The 24093-nt window shown below is 74.3% G+C and carries 23 protein-coding genes; 14 read left to right on the plus strand and 9 right to left on the minus strand.

Annotated features, from left to right (window positions below; genetic code table 11):
- Positions 1–75: 75 nt before the first annotated feature.
- Complete coding sequence (locus tag AB0P07_RS26800) at positions 76–1257, plus strand: aminotransferase class I/II-fold pyridoxal phosphate-dependent enzyme (RefSeq protein WP_365555001.1); 1182 nt, start codon at positions 76–78, stop codon at positions 1255–1257.
- Between the two features lie 68 nt (positions 1258–1325).
- The gene (locus AB0P07_RS26805) at positions 1326–1733 is read left to right on the plus strand and encodes a PPOX class F420-dependent oxidoreductase (protein WP_365555003.1); all 408 of its coding nucleotides are present in this window, start codon (positions 1326–1328) and stop codon (positions 1731–1733) included.
- Between the two features lie 7 nt (positions 1734–1740).
- Here AB0P07_RS26805 and AB0P07_RS26810 read toward each other — a convergent pair whose 3' ends face one another.
- Both AB0P07_RS26810 and AB0P07_RS26815 read right to left on the minus strand, forming a co-directional pair.
- On the minus strand, positions 1741–2163 hold the full coding sequence (locus tag AB0P07_RS26810; protein ID WP_365555005.1) for a zinc ribbon domain-containing protein: 423 nt from the start codon (positions 2161–2163) through the stop codon (positions 1741–1743).
- 142 nt (positions 2164–2305) lie between these two features.
- The gene (locus AB0P07_RS26815) at positions 2306–3031 is read right to left on the minus strand and encodes a TetR family transcriptional regulator (protein ID WP_365555007.1); all 726 of its coding nucleotides are present in this window, start codon (positions 3029–3031) and stop codon (positions 2306–2308) included.
- A 130-nt stretch (positions 3032–3161) separates the two neighbouring features.
- Between AB0P07_RS26815 and AB0P07_RS26820 the strand changes: the two genes are divergently transcribed.
- Both AB0P07_RS26820 and AB0P07_RS26825 read left to right on the plus strand, forming a co-directional pair.
- Entirely contained in the window at positions 3162–3995 is an 834-nt protein-coding gene (locus AB0P07_RS26820) for a hypothetical protein (RefSeq protein ID WP_365555009.1), read from the plus strand.
- 38 nt (positions 3996–4033) lie between these two features.
- Positions 4034–4525 (plus strand): flavin reductase family protein, encoded by a 492-nt coding sequence (locus AB0P07_RS26825; protein ID WP_365555062.1) that lies wholly within the window; start codon positions 4034–4036, stop codon positions 4523–4525.
- Between the two features lie 15 nt (positions 4526–4540).
- Here AB0P07_RS26825 and AB0P07_RS26830 read toward each other — a convergent pair whose 3' ends face one another.
- The gene (locus AB0P07_RS26830; protein WP_176152828.1) at positions 4541–4924 is read right to left on the minus strand and encodes a hypothetical protein; all 384 of its coding nucleotides are present in this window, start codon (positions 4922–4924) and stop codon (positions 4541–4543) included.
- Between the two features lie 322 nt (positions 4925–5246).
- On the minus strand, positions 5247–6164 hold the full coding sequence (locus AB0P07_RS26835; protein WP_365555064.1) for a MurR/RpiR family transcriptional regulator: 918 nt from the start codon (positions 6162–6164) through the stop codon (positions 5247–5249).
- A gap of 213 nt (positions 6165–6377) precedes the next feature.
- Between AB0P07_RS26835 and AB0P07_RS26840 the strand changes: the two genes are divergently transcribed.
- Positions 6378–6548 (plus strand): hypothetical protein, encoded by a 171-nt coding sequence (locus AB0P07_RS26840; RefSeq protein ID WP_365555011.1) that lies wholly within the window; start codon positions 6378–6380, stop codon positions 6546–6548.
- A gap of 119 nt (positions 6549–6667) precedes the next feature.
- On the opposite strand, the gene AB0P07_RS26845 is transcribed toward AB0P07_RS26840, so the two are convergent.
- Positions 6668–7366 carry a nucleoside/nucleotide kinase family protein gene (locus AB0P07_RS26845; protein WP_365555013.1) on the minus strand — a complete coding sequence of 233 codons (699 nt, stop codon included), beginning with the start codon at positions 7364–7366 and terminating at the stop codon, positions 6668–6670.
- Between the two features lie 54 nt (positions 7367–7420).
- Here AB0P07_RS26845 and AB0P07_RS26850 point away from each other — a divergent pair, with 54 nt between their 5' ends.
- From AB0P07_RS26850 to AB0P07_RS26865, 4 genes are all read left to right on the plus strand, one after another.
- Positions 7421–8161 carry a beta-phosphoglucomutase family hydrolase gene (locus AB0P07_RS26850; RefSeq protein WP_365555015.1) on the plus strand — a complete coding sequence of 247 codons (741 nt, stop codon included), beginning with the start codon at positions 7421–7423 and terminating at the stop codon, positions 8159–8161.
- A complete protein-coding gene (locus AB0P07_RS26855; RefSeq protein ID WP_365555017.1) occupies positions 8158–10536 on the plus strand; it encodes a glycosyl hydrolase family 65 protein in 2379 nt (792 codons plus the stop codon). The genes AB0P07_RS26850 and AB0P07_RS26855 overlap by 4 nt, the downstream gene beginning before the upstream one ends.
- A 147-nt stretch (positions 10537–10683) precedes the next feature.
- Positions 10684–12180 (plus strand): hypothetical protein, encoded by a 1497-nt coding sequence (locus tag AB0P07_RS26860; RefSeq protein WP_365555019.1) that lies wholly within the window; start codon positions 10684–10686, stop codon positions 12178–12180.
- A 73-nt stretch (positions 12181–12253) separates the two neighbouring features.
- A complete protein-coding gene (locus AB0P07_RS26865; protein ID WP_365555021.1) occupies positions 12254–12727 on the plus strand; it encodes a DUF5709 domain-containing protein in 474 nt (157 codons plus the stop codon).
- Positions 12728–12796: 69 nt separating this feature from the next.
- Here the strand turns inward: AB0P07_RS26865 and AB0P07_RS26870 are convergent, their stop codons facing one another.
- From AB0P07_RS26870 to AB0P07_RS26880, 3 genes are all read right to left on the minus strand, one after another.
- Positions 12797–13018 (minus strand): hypothetical protein, encoded by a 222-nt coding sequence (locus AB0P07_RS26870; protein WP_102928430.1) that lies wholly within the window; start codon positions 13016–13018, stop codon positions 12797–12799.
- 77 nt (positions 13019–13095) lie between these two features.
- Entirely contained in the window at positions 13096–14226 is a 1131-nt protein-coding gene (locus tag AB0P07_RS26875; protein WP_365555023.1) for a PP2C family protein-serine/threonine phosphatase, read from the minus strand.
- Positions 14227–14285: 59 nt separating this feature from the next.
- The gene (locus AB0P07_RS26880) at positions 14286–15494 is read right to left on the minus strand and encodes a glycoside hydrolase family 64 protein (protein WP_365555025.1); all 1209 of its coding nucleotides are present in this window, start codon (positions 15492–15494) and stop codon (positions 14286–14288) included.
- A gap of 394 nt (positions 15495–15888) precedes the next feature.
- On the opposite strand from AB0P07_RS26880, the gene AB0P07_RS26885 reads away from it, so the two are divergent.
- A complete protein-coding gene (locus AB0P07_RS26885) occupies positions 15889–16788 on the plus strand; it encodes a GNAT family N-acetyltransferase (RefSeq protein WP_365555027.1) in 900 nt (299 codons plus the stop codon).
- Positions 16789–16910: 122 nt separating this feature from the next.
- The gene (locus AB0P07_RS26890) at positions 16911–17279 is read left to right on the plus strand and encodes a hypothetical protein (protein WP_365555029.1); all 369 of its coding nucleotides are present in this window, start codon (positions 16911–16913) and stop codon (positions 17277–17279) included.
- Between the two features lie 6 nt (positions 17280–17285).
- Here the strand turns inward: AB0P07_RS26890 and AB0P07_RS26895 are convergent, their stop codons facing one another.
- On the minus strand, positions 17286–18176 hold the full coding sequence (locus AB0P07_RS26895; RefSeq protein WP_365555030.1) for a Gfo/Idh/MocA family oxidoreductase: 891 nt from the start codon (positions 18174–18176) through the stop codon (positions 17286–17288).
- A 386-nt stretch (positions 18177–18562) separates the two neighbouring features.
- On the opposite strand from AB0P07_RS26895, the gene AB0P07_RS26900 reads away from it, so the two are divergent.
- The 3 genes from AB0P07_RS26900 (at position 18563) to AB0P07_RS26910 (ending at position 23836) form a co-directional block, all read left to right on the plus strand.
- On the plus strand, positions 18563–19495 hold the full coding sequence (locus AB0P07_RS26900) for an alpha/beta hydrolase (RefSeq protein WP_365555032.1): 933 nt from the start codon (positions 18563–18565) through the stop codon (positions 19493–19495).
- A 171-nt stretch (positions 19496–19666) separates the two neighbouring features.
- Entirely contained in the window at positions 19667–22432 is a 2766-nt protein-coding gene (locus tag AB0P07_RS26905; protein ID WP_365555033.1) for a LuxR C-terminal-related transcriptional regulator, read from the plus strand.
- A gap of 120 nt (positions 22433–22552) precedes the next feature.
- Complete coding sequence (locus tag AB0P07_RS26910; RefSeq protein ID WP_365555035.1) at positions 22553–23836, plus strand: helix-turn-helix domain-containing protein; 1284 nt, start codon at positions 22553–22555, stop codon at positions 23834–23836.
- Positions 23837–24093: the final 257 nt, after the last annotated feature.

Here is a 24093-nt window from a genome sequence, read left to right on the forward strand (position 1 = left end):
CGAGCGCCCTCCTCCCATACGGCGGCGGGCCGCGCGGTGTTCACCCCGCCCGTCGACGGGTCCTATCTTGGGCCCATGACCAGCACCCCGCGGGACCAGTCCGGAGAACCGAACCCCCTGCACGCGCTCACCCTGGACGAGCTTCGCCGCCGTACGAGCATGAAGTGGCGCACCCATCCCGCGGACGTACTGCCGCTGTGGGTGGCCGAGATGGACGTGCCGCTCGCCCCGCCCGTCGTGCGCGCCGTCACCGGGGCCATGGAACTCGGCGACACCGGCTACCCCGTCGGCACCGCCTACGCCGAGGCGCTGGCCGCCTTCGCCGGCAAGCGGTGGGGCTGGGACGACCTGGCCGTCGAGCGCACGGCGATCGTGCCCGACGTGATGCTCGGCGTCGTCGAGATGCTCAAACTGGTCACGGACCCGGGCGACCCGGTGATCGTGAACCCGCCGGTGTACCCGCCGTTCTACGCCTTCGTCACCCATATGGACCGGCGCGTCGTCGAGGCGCCGCTCGACGCCGGCCTGCGGATCGACCTCGGGGTGCTGGAAGAGACGTTCCGGCGGGCCGTCGCGGACGGCGGCCGGGCCGCCTACCTGCTGTGCAGCCCGCACAACCCGACCGGCACCGTGCACACCGCCGACGAACTGGCGGCCGTCGCCGCCCTCGCGGAGCGCCACGGTGTCCGGGTCGTCGCCGACGAGATCCACGCACCCGTCGTCACCGCGCCCGACGCGCGGTTCGTGCCCTACCTGAGCGTGCCCGGCGCCGAGCGCGGCCTCGCGCTGATGTCGGCCTCCAAGGGCTGGAACCTGGCCGGCCTCAAGGCGGCCCTGGCCCTCGCGGGACCCGGCGCCGCCGCCGACCTGGCGCGGATGCCCGAGGAGGTCGGGCACGGACCCAGTCACATCGGCGTCCTCGCCCACACCGCCGCCCTGCGCGACGGCACCGCCTGGCTGGACGCGGTGCTCGCCGGGCTCGACGGGAACCGGCGGCTGCTCACCGGCCTGCTCGCCGAGCGGCTGCCCGGGGTCGTCCACCGCCCGGGGGAGGCGACCTACCTCGCCTGGCTCGACTGCCGTGCCCTGGATCTCGGCGACGACCCGGCGGAGGTCTTCCTCGACCGGGGCCGGGTGGCCCTCAGCTCCGGCCTCCCCTTCGGCAGCGGCGGAGCCGGACACGTACGGCTCAACCTGGCGACCTCGCCGGAGGTGCTCACGGAGGCGGTCGGGAGGATGGCGGCGGCCCTGAGGTGACGCGCGGCGCCGCGGGGCCGTACGTACGCGCCGCGGCTCGTCCGCGTACGGGACTAGACTTCCGGATCATGGACGACGACGCGTCACTGGAAAGGCTCGGCACCGGCAAGTACCTGCTGGTCACGACCTACCGCAAGAACGGCACCCCGGTCGCCACCCCGGTGTGGGTCGTGCGGGACGGGGACGCGCTCGGGATCTGGACGGTGACCGACTCCTGGAAGGTCAAACGCGTCCGCAACCGCGCCGACGTCCTGGTGGGCCCCTGCGACGTGCGCGGCCGGCCCACCGGCGAAGGGGTCCCGGGGACGGCGGAGATCTGCGACCCGGCCACCACGGCCCGCTACCGCAAGCTGCTGATTGGCAAGTACGGCCTCGTCGGCCTGCTCACCCTCCTCGGCAGCCGGCTGCGCCGGGGACTCGACGGCACCGTGGGAATCCGCATCACGCTGACGTCCGCACCGGTGGCCGACGACTGACCGGTGCTCAGGTCCAGGCCCGGTAGGGCTCGTCGACCAGCTGGAAGACCGGCTCGCCCCGCACCGGGTCCTTGGCCGTGGACAGCCGGACGCGGTCACCGCTGTGGATGCCGATGAGCGGACCCATCACCCGGCCGCGCAGCACGAAACCCTCGGCCATCTCTATGAGCGAGACGTTGCGCGCGGCAGGGGTGTTGCGGTGCACCACGGTGGCGTGGCGCACCGTCCCGGTGCCCTCGCTCCGTTCCGTCCGCAGCTCGCTGCCGCGGCAGACCGGACACAGCACCCGGTGGTACATGGCGGTGCCGCACCAGGTGCAGCGCTGGTAGAAGACGGCCTCGGTGTCCGGGCTCCGACCCTTGGCTCCCGGGTCGAGCAGGCCCGTCGCGGGGCCGGCCGCCTGCTGAGCGACGTTTCCTGAGTGGTACACGCTGGTCAACTCCCTGCACTCGGGCCGGAATCCCGCGTGCGCGGTCACCGGGCACGCGTGTGCGCGGCTCACCGTGCCGCCGTGCACGCACCTCAGCGTATGGCACTGAGTGTCACCAGTAAAGGCACTCGGTACCCCGGATTCAGAACGCGGACTCGATCTCCCGCAGGACCTGCCACAGGGGTGTCCCGCGCCGCGCGGCCACGACCACCACGTCCTCGGGCGACTCGCGCCGGGGCGCCACGGGTACGTCGCCGAACGCGGACTGCGCGTAGGCCAGCGCGTGGTCGACCGCTGCGCCCGCGTCGTCGCGGCCGTCCGAACGCAGCCAGGACCGCAGGGCGTTGTTGTGCGCGGCGACCACCGCCGCCGCGATCACGTCGGCGCGCAGGATCCCGTCCGGGCGACCGCCCAGCCGCCCCCGCAGGTACTCGGCCAGCGCTCGCTCGTAGCGCCACACCACCGACAACTCGTAGGCGCGCAGCCCCGGGACCTTCTTCGTGAGGTGGTACCGCTGCACCGAGAACGCCGGGTTCTCGGCGTACATGCCGAGGACGAGCCGGGCCGCGTCGCAGACCCGCCGCACCGGGTCGGCGTCCTCGGGGGAGCGGGCCAGGAAGGCCTTCATGTCCGTCAGGCACCGTTCGTGGTCGGGGAAGACCACGTCCTCCTTCGACGGGAAGTACCGGAAGAAGGACCGCCGTCCGACGCCGGCCAGGGCGACGATGTCGTCCACGGTGGTCTGCTCGTACCCCCGCTCGAGGAACAACCGGAACGCCGCCGCGACCAGTGCGTCCCGCATCGGCGGCCGGACCTGTGCCGCATCCGTCCCGTCCCCGCGGCGGGGCGCCGCACTGCTGGTGCTCATGAAGGGGAACGTAGCAGCCCGGCCAGGTTGGTGGCACTCAGTGCAGCGATAGGGGGGAACCGAGTGCACTCGTGTCCGCTCATCGTCGATCGCATACGATCACTTCCGGTCAGCCCCGGAGGAGTCCCGCATGCCGTTCGCCCGCCCCCGCATCCTGTACGTCACCGACCTGGCCTACCGGGCGCGCGGACGGCGCTACTGCGACGAGGACATCTTCCTGACCTCCCGGCTCCGCGAGGAGTTCGACCTGGCCCTGTGCCATCCCCGGGACGCCGCCGCGCTGCTGGACGGTTTCGACGCCGTCGTGGTGCGCAACAGCGGTCCGGTGCGGGAGTACAAGGCCGCCCACGACGCCTTCCGCGAGCGCGCGGCCGAGCGCGGAACACGTGTCTACAACCAGCTCACCGGCCGGGCGGACATGCTCGGCAAGCAGTACCTGCTCGACCTGACCGCGGCGGGATTCCCGGTCATCCCGACCGTCGACCGCGCCGAGGACCTGCACCTGCTGCCCGTCGCGGACGAGTACGTCGTCAAGCCCGGGCTCGGCGCGGACTCGGCGGGGCTGCGGATCGTCCCGGCGGCGGGCGTGCGCCAGGCGCTGGGCGACGTCGGGGACCTGCTCGTCCAGCCGCGCGTCGCCTTCGCCTACGAGGTCTCCTTCTACTTCGTCGACCAGGACTACCAGTACGCCCTCCACGCGCCGCACCCCGACCGCCGCTGGCAGCTGGAGCCGTACGACGCCACCGTGGCCGACCTCGACTTCGCGCGGCGGTTCATCGAGTGGAACGGCGTCGACCACGGCATCCAGCGCGTCGACGCCTGCCGTGCGTCCGGCGGTGAGCTGCTGCTGGTCGAACTGGAGGACCTCAATCCCTACCTGTCCCTGGACGCCCTCGACGAGCCCGTCCGCGACGCCTTCGTCACCGCCCTGCGCGCGGCCCTGCGCCGCCTTCTCGCCACCTGAGCCGGCTGAGCCGCCCGTGCCGTCCCGGCGTGCCCAACATGGCCGCCATGGACGTGTTCCTGGACCGGCTCGACCCGGACATGTGCGTCGTCACGGCCGCCGCGGACGGGGAACGGGCCGGCTGCCTGGTCGGCTTCTCCTCGCAGTGCTCCATCCGGCCCGTGCGGTACGTCGAATGGATCTCCGACGTCAACCGGACCTTCCGCGTCGCACGGTCCGCCGATATCCTCGCGGTCCATCTGCTCGCCCGCGACCGGCGGGAGACGGCGGAGCTGTTCGGTGGGAGCAGCGGCGACGGCGTGGACAAGTTCCGGCGGGTCCACTGGCGGGAGGCGTACGGCGGGGCCGTCGTGCTGGGGGACGCCGAGGCGTGGTTCGTCGGCCGGGTCCTGGAGCGCGTCCCGGGGGGCGACCACACCGGTTTCGTCCTCGAGCCGGTCGAGTGGGGCGGGCGGGAGAAGACCGGCGGTGGTCCCCTCCTGCGGCTCGCCGACGCCCGCACCATCAGGCCGGGACACCCAATCGACTGAGGCGGCCGGGCCCGGTCAGCGTCCGGCGGTGCCCCGCTCGGCCAGTGCCTCGGTGACCGCCCGCACGCTGCGCGCGATGTGCTGCAACTGGAGGACCTCGGCCGCGTACAGCTTGATGGTGTGCTCGATGGCCGCCTCGTGCAGCCCGAGCCGCGGCAGGTCCGCGCGGGCGGTCTGCAGCGCGGTACGGGCCACCCGGATCTCGTGCTGCACCTGGATCTGCGCATGCCGGGCGAGCAGCACCGGGTGGCGGATCAGGGCCGGATAGCCGGCGTAGCGCGCCGGCACCAGCTCGCGCAGCCACCTGGTGGCCGAGCGTTCCCAGTCGTAGCTGCCGGGTGTCTTGACCTGGCAGGGCCAGTCCGGGCTGGTGCGCGTGGTCGTCAGGGGCATGATCATCGCTTCCGGGGGTGCGGCGTCGACGGGGTGGGCGACGGGTGGGGGCGGTCCCGGTCCAGGGGACGACCGGGACCGCCGCGGGCGCTCGCGCAGGCGATGCCCGACCGGAACACCCGGGGCGCCGGAGCGGGTAGGAGTCGGCGGCCGAGTGTTCGCGGCAGAGGCGGACGCGCTCCGGGGCGGCCGGGGCGCGATCCGTGAGCAGTATTTATATATGCCATCCGCTTTGCAAGGCGTATGAAAACATTCATTCCCGCTTTGACCGGGAAAGCCCTTGTGCGCACCGCCCGGCGCCGTCGCCGAGCGTCCCGGCGGGGCCGGCTCAGTCCCGCAGGAAGAACTGGTGCTGGTCGGCGACCTGCTCGTACTTCTCCAGCCGGGCCTGCGTCCGTTCGGGGTCGGCGTCCGTCATGGCCTGGAGCAGCGCCGCGCACATCACGCCCGGCGCCGCGTAGGAGTCGAAGACCAGCCGGGACCCCGTGCCCGTGGCGAAGGTGACGTCGGCCTCGTCCACGACGGGGCCGAGCGCCAGGTCGGTGATCAGCGCCACCTTCAGTCCGGCACCGCGTGCCACCCGCACGGCGCCCAGCGTCTCGTGGGCGTGCCGGGGCATGGAGAAGGCCAGCACCCAGGTGCCGCCGGCCTCCCTGGACTGCAGCAGGGCGTCGTAGGCGACGGTGCCGCCCCGGGTGACCAGGCGTACGTCGGGATGGATCCGGCGGGCCGCGTAGGCGAAGTACTCGGCGAGCGAGACGGAGATGCGCAGCCCGAGGACGGTCAGCGGCGTGGAGGCGGCCAGTTCGCGGCCGACGTCGATCACCCGGTCGGCGTCGGCGAAGTCGCGCCGCAGGTTCTCCAGGTTCTCGATCTCGGCGTCCACGGCCGCCTGGAGTTCGTTGCCGCGGCTCTCCTCGGCCGCGAAGCCGCCCCGGCCGCCGAGCGCGATCGCCTGGAGCCGCTCCCGCAGCGCCGGGTAGCCGCTGAAGCCGACCGCCGAGGCGAACCGCGTCACCGAGGGCTGGCTCACGCCGACCCGGTCGGCCAGGTCGGTGATCGACAGGAACGCCGCCTCGGTGAGGTGGTCGATGAGGTACTGGGCGATGCGCCGCTGCCCCGGGGAGAGACGGGGCCGGTCGAACAGCGTCCTGAGCCGGGAGGTGGGGGAGATCTCCGACTCGGGGGCCGCCCGTCCGGACGTGATCGCCGACGCCTGTGCGCGTGCCTGCTGCGGCGATGGCACGGGTGCGTCTCCGGTGTCTCCCATGTCTCCCACGGAGGTCAACATAGCTCACCCCCCGCGCCGGCCAGGGCGGACCACCGCCCACGCGGCACGCCCCGGACGGCGCCGCACCGCCCGGAGGAGAACCGCACCGCCCCGGACGGGGATAGCACCGCGTCGCCCGGGAACCCGCGCGGCACAAGGACCCGCAGACACGGACGAGGAGCCGACGTCATGACCGTCCCGGAAGAGAACCGGCCGAAGACCGACACCACCGACGACGTTCTCGAGCAACCCGCACGCCGCCGCGAGGAGGAACCCCGCCCGCCCGGCGGCACCGGCCGGACCCTGCGCGAGGCCCTCGAGGAGGCCCACGTCCGCCCGGACGACTTCGACGAGAAGTGACCGCGTCGGACGTTGTACGGGAACTGACCGTCGACGGGAAGTGACCGCGTCGGACGTTGTACGGGAACTGACCGACGACGAGAAGTGACCGCCTCGGACACCGACCCTACGTGACCGTTTCAGACGGGCGTCGAGGGCGCCGGTCCCCGCGCGCCCGGGGGCGGGCCGGTCACCGCGTCCGCCGGTACCACCAGGTCGGCCCGGTGCCGGGTCGCGGCGACCAGGTCGGCGTTGCGCCGGTCGGGCCCCAGCGCCCACGCGGCGGCGTCCGCCGGTGACTTGCCGAAGCGCTCGTGCCGCGCCACGAGCCGCCGCACGCGCTCCGTCTCCTCCAGCGCGCAGAACCACACCTCGTCGAGCCGGGGCCGCACCCGCGCCCAGGCCCCGCCGTCCAGCAGCAGGTAGTTGCCCTCCGTCACGACGAGCCGGGCGGCCGGCGGCACCGGCAGGGCCCCGGCGATCGGCTGCTCCAGCACCCGCTCGAAGCCGGGCGCGTACACGACGTCGCCGTCGGGCCCCGTGTCCTCCTCGCGCAACCGCTCCAGCAGCGCCACGTACCCGGCCGCGTCGAAGGTGTCCGGCGCCCCCTTGCGGTCCCGGCGGCCCAGCCGGTCCAGTTCGGCATCGGCCAGGTGGAAGCCGTCCATCGGCACGTGCGCCACCCAGGGCTCGCCCGTGCCGTTCAGCTCCCGCACCAGATTCCCGGCGAGCGTCGACTTTCCCGCCCCGGGAGGGCCCGCGATGCCCAGGATCGCGCGCCGCCGGCCCCGGGACAGGCGACGGGCACGGGCGAGCAGGTCCTCGAACGTCGGCGGCACATCCCACAGTGTGTCACCTGATCGGAGCCGCCCCGACGGGGAACTGTGGGGGGTATGACGACGCAGCTCGGACTTCCCGACGACATCCAGGCCTGCCTCTTCGACCTCGACGGGGTCGTCACCAGGACCGCGGTGGTGCACGCCGCCGCCTGGAGGGCGACCTTCGACGCCTTCCTGCGCGAGCGGGACGGCGCGGGCTTCCGTCCCTTCACCGACTCCGACTACGACCAGTACGTCGACGGCCGCCCCCGCGCCGACGGCGTGCGATCCTTCCTCGCCTCCCGCGGCATCGAACTGCCCGAGGGCACCTCCGACGACCCCCCGGACGCACAGACGGTCAACGGCGTCGGCAACCGCAAGAACGAACTCCTCCTGGAGAAGATCCGCACCGACGGTGTGGAGGCCTACGAGGGCACGCTGCGCTACATCGACGCCGTCCGGGCCGCCGGCCTCGCCACCGCGATCGTCTCCTCCAGCGCCAACACCCGGGACGTGCTGCGCTCCATCGACGCCGAGCGGCTGTTCGACGTACGGATCGACGGCGTGGTGGCCCGGGAGCGGAAACTGCCGGGCAAACCGCGTCCCGACACCTTCCTGGCCGCCGCCCGCGACCTCGGCGTCGAGGCGTCCCGCGCCGCCGTCTTCGAGGACGCGCTGGCCGGCATGGACGCGGGTCGTTCCGGACACTTCGGCTACGTCGTCGGCGTCGACCGCGTGGGCCAGACCGACGCCCTGTACGCCCACGGCGCCGACCGCGTCGTCAAGGACCTCGCCGAGCTGGGGGGCCACGCGTGATCACCAACCGGACGTACACCGTGGAGCCCTGGAGGGTGCGCGAGACCGCCCTCAACCTCGACCTCCTCGCCCAGAGCGAGTCCGTCTTCGCCCTGTCCAACGGGCACGTCGGCTGGCGCGGCAACCTCGACGAGGGCGAACCGCACGGCTTGCCCGGCAGTTACCTCAACGGCGTCCACGAACTCCACCCGCTGCCCTACGCCGAAGCGGGCTACGGCTATCCGGAGTCCGGCCAGACCGTCATCAACGTCACCAACGGCAAGCTGCTGCGGCTGCTGGTCGACGACGAGCCCTTCGACCTGCGCTACGGGCGGCTCGGCAAGCACGAACGCACCCTGGACCTCAGGCGCGGCGTGCTGGAACGCACCTGCGAGTGGACCTCCCCGGCGGGCACGACCGTCCGGGTGCGCTCCACCCGCCTGGTCTCGCTCACCCAGCGCGCCATCGCCGCCGTCGAGTACGAGGTCGAGCCCCTCGACGCCCGGACGCGGGTGGTCATCCAGTCGGAACTGGTCGCCAACGAGAGCCTGCCCTCCTCCGACGGCGACCCGCGGACCGCCAAGGCCCTGCGGTCCCCGCTAGAGCCGGAGGAGGACCTGGCCGTCGGGTCGCGGCTGCGGCTGGTCCACAGCACCCGGCGCAGCGGCCTCAGGGTCGCCGTCGCCGCCGACCACGTCGTCGACGCGCCCGGGGAGATCACCACCAGCAGCGAGAGCAACACGGACGTCTCCCGCCTGACCATCACCTCGGTCCTGGACCCGGGACAGCGGCTGCGGGTGCAGAAGACCGTCGCCCACGGCTGGTCGGGTGCCCGCTCCCGCCCCGCGATGAGTGACCAGGTCGAGGCCGCGCTGGCCGCCGCCGCACACGGCGGCTGGGAGGGACTCCTGGCCGAACAGCGGGACTACCTCGACGACTTCTGGGCCCGCGCGGACGTCGAGGTGCACGGCGACGAGGAGGTCCAGCAGGCCGTCCGCTTCGCCCTGTTCCACGTGCTGCAGGCCGGGGCCCGCGCCGAGCAGCGCGCGATTCCGGCCAAGGGACTGACCGGTTCCGGATACGACGGTCACGCGTTCTGGGACACCGAGATGTTCGTGCTGCCCCTGCTGACCTACACCGCCCCCCAGGCCGTCGCCGAGGCGCTGCGCTGGCGGCAGGCCACCCTGCCCGCCGCCCGGGACCGCGCCACCCAGCTCGGGCTGCGCGGCGCCGCGTTCCCGTGGCGGACCATCGACGGCTCGGAGGGCTCCGCGTACTGGCCCGCCGGCACGGCCGCCTTCCACGTGGCCGCGGACATCGCGCACGCCGCGGTGCGCTACACGGCGGCGACCGGCGACACCGACTTCGAGCGCGAGACCGCCCTGGAACTCCTGGTCGAGACGGCCCGGCTGTGGCGCTCGCTGGGCCACCACGACCCCCACGGCGTCTTCCACATCGACGGCATCACCGGTCCCGACGAGTACAGCGCCGTCGTCGACGACAACACCTACACCAACCTCATGGCACGCTCCAACCTCCTCGCCGCGGCCGACGTGTGCGAACGCCACCCCGAGGAGGCGGCCCGGCTGGCTGTGGACGAGGAGGAGAGCGCGACGTGGCGGGACGCCGCCGAGGCCGTGCACATCCCGTACAACGAGGAGATCGGGGTCCACGAGCAGCACGCCGGCTTCACCCGTCACCAGCGCTGGGACTTCGCGAACACGGGTGCCGACCAGTACCCGCTGATGCTGCACTTCCCCTACTTCGACATCTACCGCAAACAGGTGATCAAGCAGTCGGACCTCGTGCTGGCCATGTACACCTGCGGCAGCTGGTTCGACGCCCACTGCGACGAGGAGCAGATGGCGGCCAACTTCGCCTACTACGAGCCGCTGACCGTCCGGGATTCCTCCCTGTCCGCGTGCTGCCAGGCCGTCGTCGCCGCGCAGACCGGGCATCTGCGGCTGGCCTACGACTACGCGACCGAGGCCGCGCTGATGGACCTGGCGGACCTGGAGCACAACACCCGCGACGGACTGCACATCGCCTCACTGGCCGGCACCTGGATGGCGCTGGTCGCCGGCTTCGGCGGCACCCGGCGGGACGGCGAGAGGCTGCGCTTCACGCCGCGCCTGCCCGAGAAGCTCAGCCGCCTCGCCTTTCGGCTCCAGTTCCGCGGCCGGTGCCTGCGGGTGGAGATCGGCCCCCACCGGGCCTCGTACTCGCTGCTGGCCGGACCACCGCTGACGATCCATCACCACGGGACCGAGGTGCGTGTGGACGGGGACGAGCCCGTCACCCTCGAAATTCCCGCGCCGAAGTGGCGGCCCACGCCCGAGCAGCCCCCGCACCGCCGCCCGGGCGTCGCCGACCGGCCGGGGCCCGGCGAGGAATGAGAGTACTGACTGGCCGAGTTCTGCCCTGCGGGTCCGGGGCACGCGGGTTAGTTTGACCATGTTTTCCGGGAACCCGGGCTCCCGCCACGGGCGGCAGGAGGTGAGAAACGAGCGGCCCCGCGACGAGCGGGGGATGAGGGGTGCACGATGGCCGACGGCGTGGACGCCACTCTCGTCGACGGACGCAGTGACGAGGCGGCGAAGGCATCCCGCATCCCGCGGCGGCTGCGCGGCGACGCGCCGGTCGCGGCGGTGGCCGGCGTCTTCACCCTGGCCCAACTGATCCTTGTCCACCCCTCGATGGGGCTCGGCTGGGACGAGATCGTCTACACCAGCCAGGTCACCACCCACCACCCCGCCGCCTTCTTCAGCGCGCCCCGCTCCCGCGGCGTCTCCCTGCTGGTGGCGCCCGTGGCCTCCTGGTCGGCCTCCACCGAACTGCTGCGCGTCTACCTCGCCGTGCTCTCCGGCCTGGGGCTGTACCTCGCCCTGCGCGCCTGGAAGGGCCTGTTCCCGTCCCGGGTCCTCGCCACGGCCGGCGCGTTCTTCGCCACCCTGTGGGTGACCCTCTTCTACGGCCCGCAGGCCATGCCCAACTACTGGGTCGCGATCGGCGCCCTGATCACCGTGGGCTGCGCCCTGCGGGCCCTCGGCGCCCCGGGGCCCCGGCGGGGGCGCTCCGCCCGGGGCGCGCTGTGGGCAGTCGCCGCCGGGGCCCTGCTGATGGCGCTGATGCGGCCCACCGACGCCGTCTGGGTGAGCTTCCCTCTCCTGGTCCTGGTCCTCGTCCGGCGCCACTGGCCCCTGCTGCTCGCCCTCGCGGGCGGTCTGGCGGCCGGGGGAGGGGAGTGGGCGGTGGAGGCGTACGCCTGGTACGGAGGGCTCGGGGAGCGGCTCCGGAGGGCCTCCGAGATCCAGGGCGGCCTCGGCTGGAACATCGCCGTCGACGACCAGATGCGCAGCCTGGGCGGTCGGGCGCTGTGCCGCCCGTGCACCGGGGACATGCCGCACCCGGTGGTCACCCTGTGGTGGCTGCTCCTCCCGGTCGTCGCGATCCTCGGCGCGGTCGTGGCGGTCCGGGCCCGGCGCGCCACCGCGACGCTGGTGCCCCTGGCCTGCGCCGTCACCGCCGCGGTGCCGTACCTGTTCCTGATCGGCTACGCGGCGCCCCGCTTCCTCCAGCCCGCCTACGCCCTGCTCGCCCTCCCGGTCGCCGACGCGCTGTGGCACCTGGCCAGGACCGGACGCGGCCGGTGGCGGCCGGCGGCCGCGACGCTGGTCGCGCTCGCGGTGGCCGGGCATCTGGCGGTCCAGTTCTCGGTCCTGGTGGGCACCGTGAACGGCAACGTCGACAGCCGCGAGGACTGGGCCCGCGTAGCCGACGAACTGCACCGGCTCGGAGTCCGCCCGCCCTGCCTGCTCACCGGGCACGAGTCCATCCCGATCGGCTACTACACCGGCTGCTCCTCCGGCTCCACCGGCGGCAACAACGAGAACACCACCGTCGCCGAGATCGTGGACACCGCCCGGCGGATCCCGGTCGCCGCCCTCACCGGCCCGGGCGGCACCCCGCCCGCCTACGCCCGCGACTGGGACCCCCACCACATCACCGACCTGGAGATCCGCGTCGCGCCCCCGGGTTAGAGATCGCGTTTCGGGAAACGCGAACCGGACAGCGAGACCACCGAGCCGACGCGAGCGCGAGAGGGAGGCAGCGATGGGCACGGACCCGATGGCCGACGACGCCTACCAGCCCACCGGCAGCAACGAGGAGCAGGAGGACGCCGCGCCCCTCGACCTCCAGGACGCCGTCGACGAGCGGACCTACGACGACACGCTCGACGAGGGCTACTCCCCGCCGGAGAAGCCCCTGGGCGTGACCAAGCACGGCACCACCGCCGCCGAGCAGCACGAGGGCGAGACCCTCGACGAACGGCTGGCCGAGGAGGTGCCCGACGTCTCGGCCCCCGACGGGGACGGCGTGGGCGACGAACCCGGGGGCGAGGGCGAACCGGTCGACCCGGAAGCGGGCACCGACCGTTCCGGCCGCCTGGTCGCCCCCGACGAGGGCGTACGCACCGACACGACCAAGGAGACGGTCGCGCAGGACGTCGGCATCGACGGCGGGGCCGCGGGCGCCGAGGAGGCCGCGGTGCACGTGGTGCAGGACGAGACGGAGCTGCCGGAGTAGTCCCGGACGCCCCCGGAACCAAGCCGGGAGCCCCGGCCGGACGCATCGTCCGGCCGGGGCTCCCGGCGGTCAGGGCAGCAGTTTGTCGAGGGCCGAGGGGCCCTCCTCGGCCAGCTTGCGCCTGGCCCACTCCAGATTCTGCGGGGTGATGTCCCGGCCGGCCGCCAGGACGAGGTCCTCCGGGGACACCTCCGTGCCGGTGCGGGCGTGGAGCAGGTCGTCCGGAGTGGCGCGGTCGTCGCCCGCGCGGGCTTCGGAGGGTCGGGAGGCGTCGGGCTGTGACGTCGACATGATCAGTGCTCCTCGGATCCGGATCGCTGCTTCGGTGCCGTGCTGTTGTTCGGTCCCGAATATCCCGATAACACCATTCAATGCGGAACCGGCCCGCGCATCCCGAGCGCCGGCGGCGCGGGAGTGAGCACGAGCATGGTCACGTCGTCCTGCACGTCCGGGCAGAACCGCACGAGGTCCGCCCAGACCAGGTCCGGGAGCGCGGCGGAGTCCTCGCCCGCGAGGCCGCCGAGCCGCTCCGCCAGCGGGTAGAAGGCGCCGCTGTCGTCCCTCGCCTCGACCACGCCGTCCGAGGCGAGGAAGAGGCGGTCGCCGGGGCGCAGCGCCACCGTGCACGCCTCCATCGCCCCGGCGTCCGCGAGGCCGAGCCCGAGCGGCGTCCACGGCGACACCTCCAGCTCCATGGCGTCCGCGCCCCGCAGCAGCAGGGGCGGCGGGTTGCCGCACACCACGACCCGCACCTCCAGGGCGTCGGCGGAGAACTCCAGCAGCGCGGCCGTCGCGAACAGCTCGGCGTGCCGCGTGTCCGCCGAGTCCACCACCAGCCTGCGGTCCAGCCGCCCCGCCACCGACGCCAGGTCCGGCTGGTCGAGCACCGCCTCCCGGAACGCCCCCAGCAGCGCGGCGACCGTCGCCACCGCCGACAGACCGTGCCCCTGCACGTCCCCCGTCACGACCCGTACGCCGAAGGGGCCGTCCCGTACGTCGAAGAAGTCGCCCCCGACCAGCGTCCCGCGCTGCGCCGCCCGGTACAGCCCCGTGCAGCGCACCGCACCCACCCGCTCCGGCAGCGGGGGAGCGACGGCGCGCTGCGCGGCCTCGGCGACCGTGCGCTCCAGACCCAGCTGTGCGTCCCGGCGGCTGCGCACGAAGGACACGAAGATGCTCAGGACGGCGACGAAGACGATGGTCAGCAGGTCGGCGTCGCCCGGCCGGTCGAGCCGGAGCGCCGGGATGCGCAGCAGCAGGACCACCACACCGCCCAGCACGGCGGTCGCCAGCGGGCCGTACGACAGGACGGCCAGCGGCGGGATGGCGCCCAGCAGGAAGCCGATCTCCAGCGGTTCGTGACTGAGCAGGGTGGCCGCGCAGATCACCACGACGAGGGCCGGCGGGAGCACCCGGACCCAGCGGGGCGGCGGCGCCCCGCTCAGCCAGCTCCTCCGGTCCTCGCCCCGACGCGGTGAGAGGGCGGGCACCTTTCGCACACCACCACGCTCCTACGCCGGAGCGCGGCGCGCACGCGGGGAGCCGGCCCGCCGCGCGTCTAGAGGGCGCCGAGCGTCAGCCGGACGCCGGTGGGCGCCGTGTCCTGGACGTACGAGGCGAAGTCGGCCACGTCGTCGAAGGCGAAGCCGTACGCCCTGCCGTCCTCGGTGGCGGCGTGCACCGCCTTGGCGTAGTGGTTGGTCAGCGCGGACCCGTAGAACGTCGCCGGGTCGGTCGTGGGCTGGTCGGCCGAGGAGACCAGGGTGGAGCGGTTGAAGCCCGCGCCGAGGACCGCGGCGACGGGGCCGGTGGTGCCGTCGTTGGGTGCGGCGAGATTGCCGTCGCAGAACAGCACGTCCCGGGTGGACGGCTTGGCGAAGGACACCTGGGCGGGTCCGTCGAAGGTCAGCCGGTCCCCGCGCACCCGCCCGGTGAAGGTTCCCGCGTTCGTGGTGATCCTCAGGTCCTTGCCGGTGTACGTGCTCCACACCTCGTCGATGTACGGGGCGAGGTAGTCCTTGGGGAACAGACCCGCGTCCAGCCCGTGGCCGGGGGCGATCACGCGGGTGTCGTCCACGACCAGCGGCGCGAACTCCTCCACCTTCCGCACCGCGTCGAAGACGGCCGCCCGGCCGCCCGGGCGTATGGTGCCGGTCGTCCGGTCCTCGGCGCCGGTCAGCCGGATGCTCATCGGCACACTGAACATGTCGACCATGGTGGTGTTGCAGAACATCCCGGAGGAGTTGTACGTGAACTCCGCGCAGTCGTGCAGCACCCCGTGGTTGGGGTCGGACTCGACCCAGCCCGCCGGGTACTGCAGCGCGGGGTTGCCCGCACCGTCGGCGACGACCTTGAACTTCAGCTTCTGGCCGAGGGACACGTAGATCCGGCCGGAGAGGTGGGGCAGCGTCAGCTCGGTCTCGCCGCTGCCGGCGAGGCCGATCGCGTAGTCGGTGTAGCCGTCGGCGCCGTTGTCGGAGAGGGCCACGGGGGCGACGGCGCCGTCGGGGGTGACCCGCACCTGGCGGCCGTCCACGTTGCCGACGATGTACACGTGCACGTCGGCGTTGCCGAAGGAGCCGGTGCCGTTGACGATCGTCAGCGGCAGGGCGCCGGCCGCTCCGGCCTGCGGTGCCGCGTCGTCCGAGCCGACTTCCGCGAGGGCGTGCGGGGCGACGGCAGCGGCGACCGGGGCGGCCACCACCATGCCGCCGAGGGCGACCAGAAGCTTGCGGCGGGCGAGCGGACGCTGGTGACGAGGGGGCATGTGGGGGGTCTCCAGAGTGATCGGGGAATGACGGCGCAAGAGTCCTGAGAGCGCTCTCACGGCGTGGGCCGATGCTAGGCGGCGGCCACGGCCCGGCCAACCACCTCCGACGGTCCTCAAAGGCGTTGTCCCAGGTGGGAGTTGGGGCGGGTGCGACGAACGGAGGAACGCTTAACCGCTGTTTAAGCCCCGGTTAATCCGCGCCCCCGCGGCCCGCGTCCGAAAAGCTGTGGCCGTACCCGCTCGGCGGCCACTAGTCTGTGCCCGACGCCCCGAGACACACGGAAGGAGGGCAGAGCCGTGCAGTTCACCTCATCCTCGCGCTCCCTCCCCGTAGTCCCGGCGTACCTCGACTGACCGGGAGCGCACCCCACTCGCACCTCCCGGAGGAACCGTGACCGATCCGGTCATCCGCGCGCTCGACGCGAGCGACGCCCATTTCTTCGACACCCTGCCCGACCCGCTGGACGCCCGCGAGGGGCACCGGCGCACCCGACACCGCCCCGACTGGAAGCGGGTCGCCCTGCGCGACGGCACCGTCGTCGCCCGGGCCGCCTGGTGGGGCGGCCCCGACGACACCGAACCCGTCACCGTAAACTGGTTCGACGTGGCCGAGGGCGAGGAGGAAGCCGGAGCCGAACTCCTGCGCACCGCGCCCTGGCAGGTCGAACTCGAACTGAACCCGCCCGGCACCTGGCGCGAGGACCCCGCCGTGCGCGCCGCCACCGAGGCACGTTTCGCCGCCGCGCGGGCGGCCGGTTACGACCTCCTGGTCGAACGCTTCCTGTACCGGTGGACACCGCAGTGCGGGCTCCCCGAGCGGCCCGGCCGCCTGGTCTTCCGCCCGGAGCCCGACGACGCGGTGTTCTTCGACGCGCTGCGCCGCATCCACTCCGCCACCCTGGACGCCCACGCGCTCATGGACATCGCGGAGGGCGGACTCGACCAGGCCGCGCAGTCGGAGCTGGACTTCTTCCACTGGTGCCCGTCGCCGCGGGAGTGGTGGCAGCTGGCGTACACCTCGCGGGGCGAACTCGCGGGCATCCACATCCCCGTGCACAACCCGTCCGGCCCGTGCATCGGTTTCATCGGCGTGCTGCCGGAACACCGCGGGCGCGGATACGCCTACGACCTGCTGGCCGAGTGCACCCACTTCCTGGTCGAGCGGGGCGCGGAGTTCGTCTCCGCGGCGACGGACCGCGGGAACCATCCCATGGCCGCCGGCTTCGCCAAGGCCGGCTACCCGGTCGTGCGGGAACGGATCAACTTCCGTCCCGCGGCGGCCGTGCGCTGACCGGATCGGACCGGATCCGGATCATGCCGGACCGGGCCGGAGCGACTCCGGCCCGGTCCGGGCGGCAGGTGGCATGCTGGCCCCGCACGGGTGATCACCAGCGCGGGTCCGGCGGAGGCGACATGGGGTTCGAGGGCGAGACCTGGCAGGTGCGGGGCGTGCCGGACACGGATGAGGACGGGGGAGCCGACACGGAGATCGGGGAGATCCTGATCGAGGACGCCGACTTCCCCTGGCTGTCGGGGCGCTTCCGTGCCGGCCCGGCCTTCGACGCCGTCCGGGGTCTGTTCGCCCGCGAACTCGCCCTCGCGCAACGGGACGGAGCCGAGCACTGGGCGCAGTGGGAGACGGTCTACGCCGAGATCGGACGGCGGGTGCGGCTGGTGTCGCCCGACGGTCCGGTCACCGAGTTCCTGCTGCACATCGACGGCGACCGGGCCTGGTTCCGGTGGAGCGACGAACCCTTCGAGCGGGAGACGACCGACCGCTGAGCCCGGTCAGTCCCGGTCGATCAGCAGGGCCTCGGCCTCGGCGAGGATCTCGGTGACCCGCAGTCCGAACGCGGCGTCGCACGGATGCGGGCGCCCACCGCCGGCGGCGACGAGCAGCGCGTCCGCGGCCCGCCGCAGCGCGGGCACCGGACCTTCCGTGGTCTCCGGAAGCAGCGTCACGCCGGCCCGGCCGCGCAGTTCCACCGTGGCACCCGCCGCGGCGGGCGGCGCCGTCAGGCTCAGCGTGAGCGTGCTGGACGCCCCGCCCCTGTGGTCGAGCACCAGTTGGACGGTGTCCCCGGGGCCCGGCGCGGCCGCCGCCACCCGCCGGGCGTCACCGAGGACCGGCAGCAGCACGGACAGGGCGTGCGGCCCCACGTCCCACAGGGCGCCCTTCTCCCGCCGCCAGGGCGAGTCGGCGAACGGGCTGTCGACGCCGTCACCGAACAGGGCACCGAGCCACTGCGCCCGCGCGGTGAACCAGCCGTCCCCTGCGGACTGTTCGGTGATCCATGCCTCGGTCTCCGGCTGGAAACGGGTGGTGAAGAAGACCACCGAGGCGACGCTCGCCGTGCGCACCGCCTCCACCACCGCGCGCCCCTGCGCCACCGTCGGCGCGAGCGGCTTGTCGAGCAGCAGATGCCGCCCGGCCCGCGCCGCGCGCACCGCCAGGTCGGCCTGCACGGCCGGGGGCAGTGCGACGGCGACGGCCTCCACGTCGGCCAGCAGGGCGTCCACGTCGTCGTAGGCGCGCGTGCCGTGCCGCTCCGCCAGTACCTTCGCGGCGTCGGGGCGACGCCCCCACACCCCCACGAAGTCCAGCCCGCCGTGCCCGGCCAGCGCGGGGGCGTGCGCCATGTCCGCCCAGGGGCCGGTGCCGAGCAGTCCGATGCGCATCCCGTCGCCTCTCCGCAGTGCCGGACCCCGTACGAGGCCCGCCGATGTTCCTCCACGACGGCCGGTGAGTGACCCCGGCCGCCGCCGAGCGTGCCACACCGACGGGGTGCGCGAACAGGGCGGACGGTGCGAGCGGGTGGGAGGACGGTGCGTCCGGCAAGGGGGGCGGCACGTGGGGTGGGCGTGCCGAACCCCGGATCGGCGGCCCGACGCGCACGAGACCGGTCATCCTGCCGATCCCCCCGGCCGCCCCACCCGTCGACAGTGGCACCGCCAACTCATCGGCGAAGCCCGTCCGGCGGGTGTCCCGGGACGCGACCCCACGCGTTCCGGGCCGTGTGCGACCACCGGCCGGCCGCTCGCCACGACCGAGAGGACCCCTCCTCGTGCAGCAGAACCCCCACGCCCACGCCGCCCCCGAGGTCACCCGCCCCGCCTTCCGCGGCGCCCGGCGGCGACTCGCCAGCGTGACGGCCGCCGTGGCCGCGGTCTTCGCGCTCGGCACCCTCACCGGCCCGGGGGCCCAGGCCGCCGACAACCCGTACGAGCGCGGCCCGGCACCCACCGAGTCGAGCATCGAGGCGCTGCGCGGCCCCTACTCCGTGGCCGACACCCGCGTTTCCTCGCTCGCCGTCACCGGCTTCGGCGGCGGCACCATCTACTACCCGACCAGCACGAGCGACGGCACCTTCGGCGCCGTCGCGATCGCGCCCGGATTCACCGCGTACCAGTCCTCCATGGCCTGGCTCGGACCGCGGCTGGCCTCCCAGGGCTTCGTCGTGTTCACCATCGACACCAACACCACGCTGGACCAGCCCGACTCACGCGGCCGCCAACTGCTGGCCGCCCTGGACTACCTCACCGAGCGCAGTTCCGTCCGCGGCCGGATCGACAGCAGCCGCCTCGGCGTCATGGGCCACTCCATGGGCGGCGGCGGCACTTTGGAGGCCGCCAAGTCCCGGCCGTCCCTCCAGGCGGCGATCCCCCTCACGCCCTGGAACCTGGACAAGAGCTGGCCCGAGGTCAGCACCCCGACACTGATCGTGGGGGCCGACGGCGACACGATCGCCCCCGTGGTCTCCCACGCCGAGCCGTTCTACTCCAGCCTGCCCTCCGCGACCGACCGGGCCTATCTGGAGCTGAACGCCGCGACCCACTTCTCGCCCAACACGTCCAACACGACGATCGCGAAGTACAGCATTTCCTGGCTCAAGCGGTTCATCGACAACGACACCCGCTACGAGCAGTTCCTGTGCCCGCTGCCCCGGCGGAGCCTGACGATCGAGGAGTACCGGGGCAACTGCCCGCACGGCTCCTGACCCCGGACCGCTGTGCCGGCGCACGACCGGGACCGGGGCCGGTTGGGCGTCGGCACAGCGCTGCCGCGGCCCGCCCGGGCGCACCACTGCAGGTGACGGCGCCGATGCCCGGGCGGGCACCGGCGGACCGGTGCCTTCCGCCTCGGGTTACGCGCGCGTAACCTCCCGGGAATGACCGGAGAGACGACCGTACGCACGGCCGTGCGGATCCACGGCCACGGCGCGCAACGCAAGGCCCTGCGCGCACTGTTGGACGGGCTGCCCGCTCACGGCGGCCGGCTGCTGCTGGCCGGCGAACCCGGACTGGGCCGGACCACTCTGCTCCAGTGGGCCGCCCGCTCCTTCCGGGCGGGTCCCGTACTCCGCCTCGGCCCGGACCCGGAGGCGACCGCGACCGCGGGGCACCTGCTCGACACCCTGCGGGCGGCGGCCGACGGGGCACCCCTGCTCGTGTGCGTGGACGACGCGCATCTGTGGGACGCCCCGGCCCGCAGCGCGCTCGGCCGTGCGGCGGAGCACCTGGGCAGCGCCGGGCGGGTCGGCCTGCTCGTCTCCGTCGCCTCGGACCGCGCCGTGGACCCGGCCCTCGCCCACCTGCCCGTCGTCCGCCTGGACCCGCTGGCACCGCCACGGGCCGCCGCCCTGCTCGACGACGTGACCGACGGCGCCGCCGCCCCGGCCGTCCGCGAGCGGCTCCTGGCCGAGGCGGAGGGCAACCCGGCCCTTCTCGTCGCCATGGCGCGCGGGTTGTCACCGGCGGAGCTGCGCGGACACCGCCCACTGCCCAGTCCGCCGGCCGACGCCGCGACCCTCGTCGAGGTCGCGGGCGGCGCTCCGTTTGCCGCGTCCGCCCAGGCCCGCGACATGCTCCTGACGGTGGCGGCGGCCGTACGGGCCTCGGACGGGCCGGACGTCGACGCCGGCCTCGTCCGTGACGCGCTGCGGCGCCTGCGGCCGGCACCGGAACCCGGCGCGCGTCCGGAACCGCTGCCCGCGCAGCTCGCCCGGGCCGGCGACCGGCTCCGCTTCCACAGCACGCTGGTGCGCCGCACGGTGTACGCCGTCGGCGCGCCGGACCGGCGCCGCGCCGTGCACGGGGCGTTGGCCGACGTGCTGGACAGCGGCGGCGACCGGCTCCCGGGACTGCTGCACCGGTCCTGGTCCCTGAGCGGTCCGGCGCCGGCCCCCGCCCAGGCGGACCAGCTCGCGGCGGTGGCGGCCGACGGCACGGCGCCTGCCTCGTACCGGCTGCGCGCGACGGCGTACGCCCGCGCCGCCGAACTGACCGCCGACCCGGCGGGGCGGGCGGAGCGGTACACCGCCGCGGCCGAGCAGGCCCTGCTCGCGGGGCGGCCCGAACAGGCCCGACCGCTGCTGGCCGCGGCCCGGGACCGTGCCGCACCCGCCGCCGTACGGGGACGGGCCGAGCTGGTGCGCGGGCTCGTGGAACTCGGGGACGGCCCGGTCGGCGACGCCCATCAGTCCCTGTCGCTGGCCGCCTCCCTGCTGGCCGAGGCCGCGCCCGCCGAGGCCACGACCGCCGCTCTGGCCGCCGCCGACGCCGCCTGGGCCGCGGGCGACCTGCCCGCGTGTCTGGCCACGCTCGCCCCGCAACCGGCTCCCCGCACCGGGGGCGCGACCTCGCTCCGGCGGCCGCCCGGGCCCACCACCGCGGCGCACGCGACGGCCATCATGCACGACCACCGCGTCGGCATGCGGGCGCTGCTCGAAGGCCGGCTCGACCGGGCCGGTGCACCGCTCGGGCAGGTGGTGGAACGGGGCAGGACCGAGGACCGGCCCGAGCCGCTGTTGCGGTCGGCGGCGGCCGCGCTGCTGCTCGGCGACGTGGACGCGGCCCGCCGCGCCGGTGCCCGGGCCCTGGCCGCCGCCCGGCAGCTCGGCTCCCAGTCGCTGGAGCCCCGGGCGCTGGAGTACCTCGCCTACGCCGAACTGCGTGCCGGCCGGCACCCGCAGGCCCGCACCCACGCGGAGGAGGGGCTGCGCACCGCACTGCTCGCCGGGCAGCGCAACACGGCGGCGCACCACCGGGCGGCGCTCGCCCTCGCGGCGTCGATCGAGGAGGAACCGGACGCCGTCGCCCGGCACGTCACCAAGGCCCTGGAGACGGCCCGGCGGCACGGGCTCGCCCAGGCGGCCACCCTCGCCCAGTGGGCGGCGGCCCGCGCCGACCTGGGACGGGGACGCCCCTTCGACGCCGCGGACCGGTTGGGTCTGCTGGTCCTCCCGGGGCCGGGGCGGGGCCACTTCGCGGTGTGGCGGCTGGTCGTGCCCTGCTTCGTGGAGGCCGCCGTGCCGGCCGGACGCCACGAGGACGCCCGTGAGGTCCTCACCGACTTCGCCGGCTGGGCGGCGTTCGGCGCCGACCCGCAGGCAGCCGCCCAGCTGGCCCGCTGCCAGGCCCTCCTCGCACCGCCCGACCACGCCGACGACCTCTACCGCCAGGCGCTCGCCCGCCACGAGGAGGCGGGCGGCGACTTCGAACGGGCCCGCACCGCGCTGCTGTACGGCAAGTGGCTGCGCCGGCGGCGCAGACCGCGCGAGGCCCGCGACCGGCTCGGCGCCGCGCTGGCCGGCTTCGAACGCTGCGGCGCCGGCGTCTGGGCCGCCCAGGCGCGCGACGAACTGCGCGCCCTCGGGGCGGCCCCGCACGCTACCGGCACACCGACCCCGCTGGGCCGTCTGACCCCGCAGCAACTGCGCATCGCGCGGTACGTCGCCGAGGGCGCCACCAACCGCGAGGTCGCGCTGGCCCTCGGCGTGAGCACCCGCACCGTCGACTACCACCTACGCAAGGTGTTCGCCGCACTCGGCATCCGGTCCCGGCTGGAGCTGGCCCGTGCCGTCGGGCAGGCGGAACAGGGCCGAGCGGCCCGGCGCACGGCCGCGCACCAGGAAAAGACCGGTGCACGACCCTAGGGACCGACCGGACGGTATGTCATCCTTCGGGGCAGGACGAGTCAGGGGGCAGACCCGGCGCGGCGGGACGGCCCGCCGCGGGGCGGCGCCTCCGCAAGCCCTGCCCTGGGGAGGACCGCGATGCAGCACGCCGTACGGTCACGAGCAGCGATCCGCACCGGGCTGACGCCCGTTCCACGCCCGCGGACACCCGGCGTCACGTCGTTGATCGACGCCGACGCCCTGCGTGTCCTGCACCGGGCCGCCCGCACCCTGCTCGACGACCTGCCCGACCTGACCGACCGCCTGGTGGCCCTGCTGCAGGAGCAGGAGCCCGCCTACCGGGCCGCGGTCACGAAGGACGCCGCCGCCACCTGGCAGGAGGCCCACCGCTCCCTGCGGCACAGCGTGGCCTCGCTGCTCGACCCGCGCGGCGCCCGGGACGCGGCCTGCCGCTGCTCCTGGCGGATCGGCGCCGCCCGCGCCGAGCAGGGGCTCCCGCTGGACGCCCTGCTGCACGCCTTCCGCCTGGGCGGCTCGCTGGTGTGGCAGCGGCTGGTGGAGGAGACGTCCAGGGCCGCCCCCGAGGACGTGCGGCTCCTCGTGCACGTGGCCGCCGACGTCTGGAACTTCGTCGACGAGCACTGCACGCTCGTCGCCGACGCCTACCGGCAGACCGAGTGGCAGATCGGCCGGCGCCGCGAGAACCGGGCGCGGCTGCTGGCCGCCGGCCTGCTCGACGGCACCGGCCGCATCGCCGACCTGCCGGAGGCCGCCCGCGCCCTGGGCCTGCCGGAACAGGGCCGATACGTCGTCGTCGCCGTCACCGGCGGACCCCCGGCCCGGTCCGACGCCGCCCGCGCCGTCGCCGTACCGCCCCGAGCCCGCGTCCACTGGCACGCCGGGCCCGAGGTCGACTACGGCATCGTCCTGGTCGGCGCCGTGGAGGGGCCCACGGACCCGGGGCCGCCCGGAGCCGCGTCCCGCGCCTCCTTCCCGGGCCTGCGGATCGGTGTCGGCAGCCCGGTCGAGGGACTCGCCGCCGTCGGGGACGCCCGCAGGCTCGCGGACACGGCCCTGCACATCTGCCCCGCGGCGGGCGGCACCGTACGACTGGCCGACCAGCTCCCCGCCGCCCTGGTCGTCTCCAGCCCCGAGCTGGGGCGGGCCCTCGCCGAGAAGGTGCTCGGCCCCCTGCTCCGCCTCGAGCCCGCCGACCGCGAGGTGCTGCTGGACACCCTCACCACGTGGCTGGAGTGCGACGGTTCGGCCCAGCGTGCCGGTGAACGCCTCTACTGCCACCGCAACACCGTCCTCAACCGCCTCCGCCGCTGCGAACAACTCACCGGCCGCTCCCTGGCCCGCCCGGCCGACGTCGTCGAGTTCAGCCTGGCCCTCACCGCCCGAGGGGTCCTGGCCGACTGATTCGGTCGTGACGCCCGTGCCGACGCGGGGACGGTCTGGCCCGGCCGTCATCCGGTACCAGTGGCGTGCCGCCTCGGGTGAGCCGTCCTCTCACCGTCCGAGGGGTCCTGGGCGACTGATTCGGTGGTGACGGCCGTGCCGGCGTGGGGACGGTCTGGCCTGGCCGTCATCCGGTACCAGTGGCGTGCCGCCTCGGGTGAGCCGTCCTCTCACCGTCCGAGGGGTCCTGGGCGACTGATTCGGTGGTGACGGCCGTG

This window comes from Streptomyces sp. NPDC085944, assembly GCF_040686295.1.
GTDB classification, from domain to species: domain Bacteria; phylum Actinomycetota; class Actinomycetes; order Streptomycetales; family Streptomycetaceae; genus Streptomyces; species Streptomyces salinarius.

Coding starts and splice junctions, on each gene's coding strand:
- AB0P07_RS26890 (WP_365555029.1), top strand. CDS start 16,911: ATGGGGTTCGAGGGCGAGACCTGGCAGGTGCGGGGCGTGCCGGACACG.
- AB0P07_RS26910 (WP_365555035.1), top strand. CDS start 22,553: ATGCAGCACGCCGTACGGTCACGAGCAGCGATCCGCACCGGGCTGACG.
- AB0P07_RS26895 (WP_365555030.1), bottom strand. CDS start 18,176: ATGCGCATCGGACTGCTCGGCACCGGCCCCTGGGCGGACATGGCGCAC.
- AB0P07_RS26860 (WP_365555019.1), top strand. CDS start 10,684: ATGGCCGACGGCGTGGACGCCACTCTCGTCGACGGACGCAGTGACGAG.
- AB0P07_RS26865 (WP_365555021.1), top strand. CDS start 12,254: ATGGGCACGGACCCGATGGCCGACGACGCCTACCAGCCCACCGGCAGC.
- AB0P07_RS26850 (WP_365555015.1), top strand. CDS start 7,421: ATGACGACGCAGCTCGGACTTCCCGACGACATCCAGGCCTGCCTCTTC.
- AB0P07_RS26880 (WP_365555025.1), bottom strand. CDS start 15,494: ATGCCCCCTCGTCACCAGCGTCCGCTCGCCCGCCGCAAGCTTCTGGTC.
- AB0P07_RS26805 (WP_365555003.1), top strand. CDS start 1,326: ATGGACGACGACGCGTCACTGGAAAGGCTCGGCACCGGCAAGTACCTG.
- AB0P07_RS26830 (WP_176152828.1), bottom strand. CDS start 4,924: ATGATCATGCCCCTGACGACCACGCGCACCAGCCCGGACTGGCCCTGC.
- AB0P07_RS26840 (WP_365555011.1), top strand. CDS start 6,378: ATGACCGTCCCGGAAGAGAACCGGCCGAAGACCGACACCACCGACGAC.
- AB0P07_RS26820 (WP_365555009.1), top strand. CDS start 3,162: ATGCCGTTCGCCCGCCCCCGCATCCTGTACGTCACCGACCTGGCCTAC.
- AB0P07_RS26800 (WP_365555001.1), top strand. CDS start 76: ATGACCAGCACCCCGCGGGACCAGTCCGGAGAACCGAACCCCCTGCAC.
- AB0P07_RS26825 (WP_365555062.1), top strand. CDS start 4,034: ATGGCCGCCATGGACGTGTTCCTGGACCGGCTCGACCCGGACATGTGC.
- AB0P07_RS26870 (WP_102928430.1), bottom strand. CDS start 13,018: ATGTCGACGTCACAGCCCGACGCCTCCCGACCCTCCGAAGCCCGCGCG.
- AB0P07_RS26815 (WP_365555007.1), bottom strand. CDS start 3,031: ATGAGCACCAGCAGTGCGGCGCCCCGCCGCGGGGACGGGACGGATGCG.
- AB0P07_RS26905 (WP_365555033.1), top strand. CDS start 19,667: ATGACCGGAGAGACGACCGTACGCACGGCCGTGCGGATCCACGGCCAC.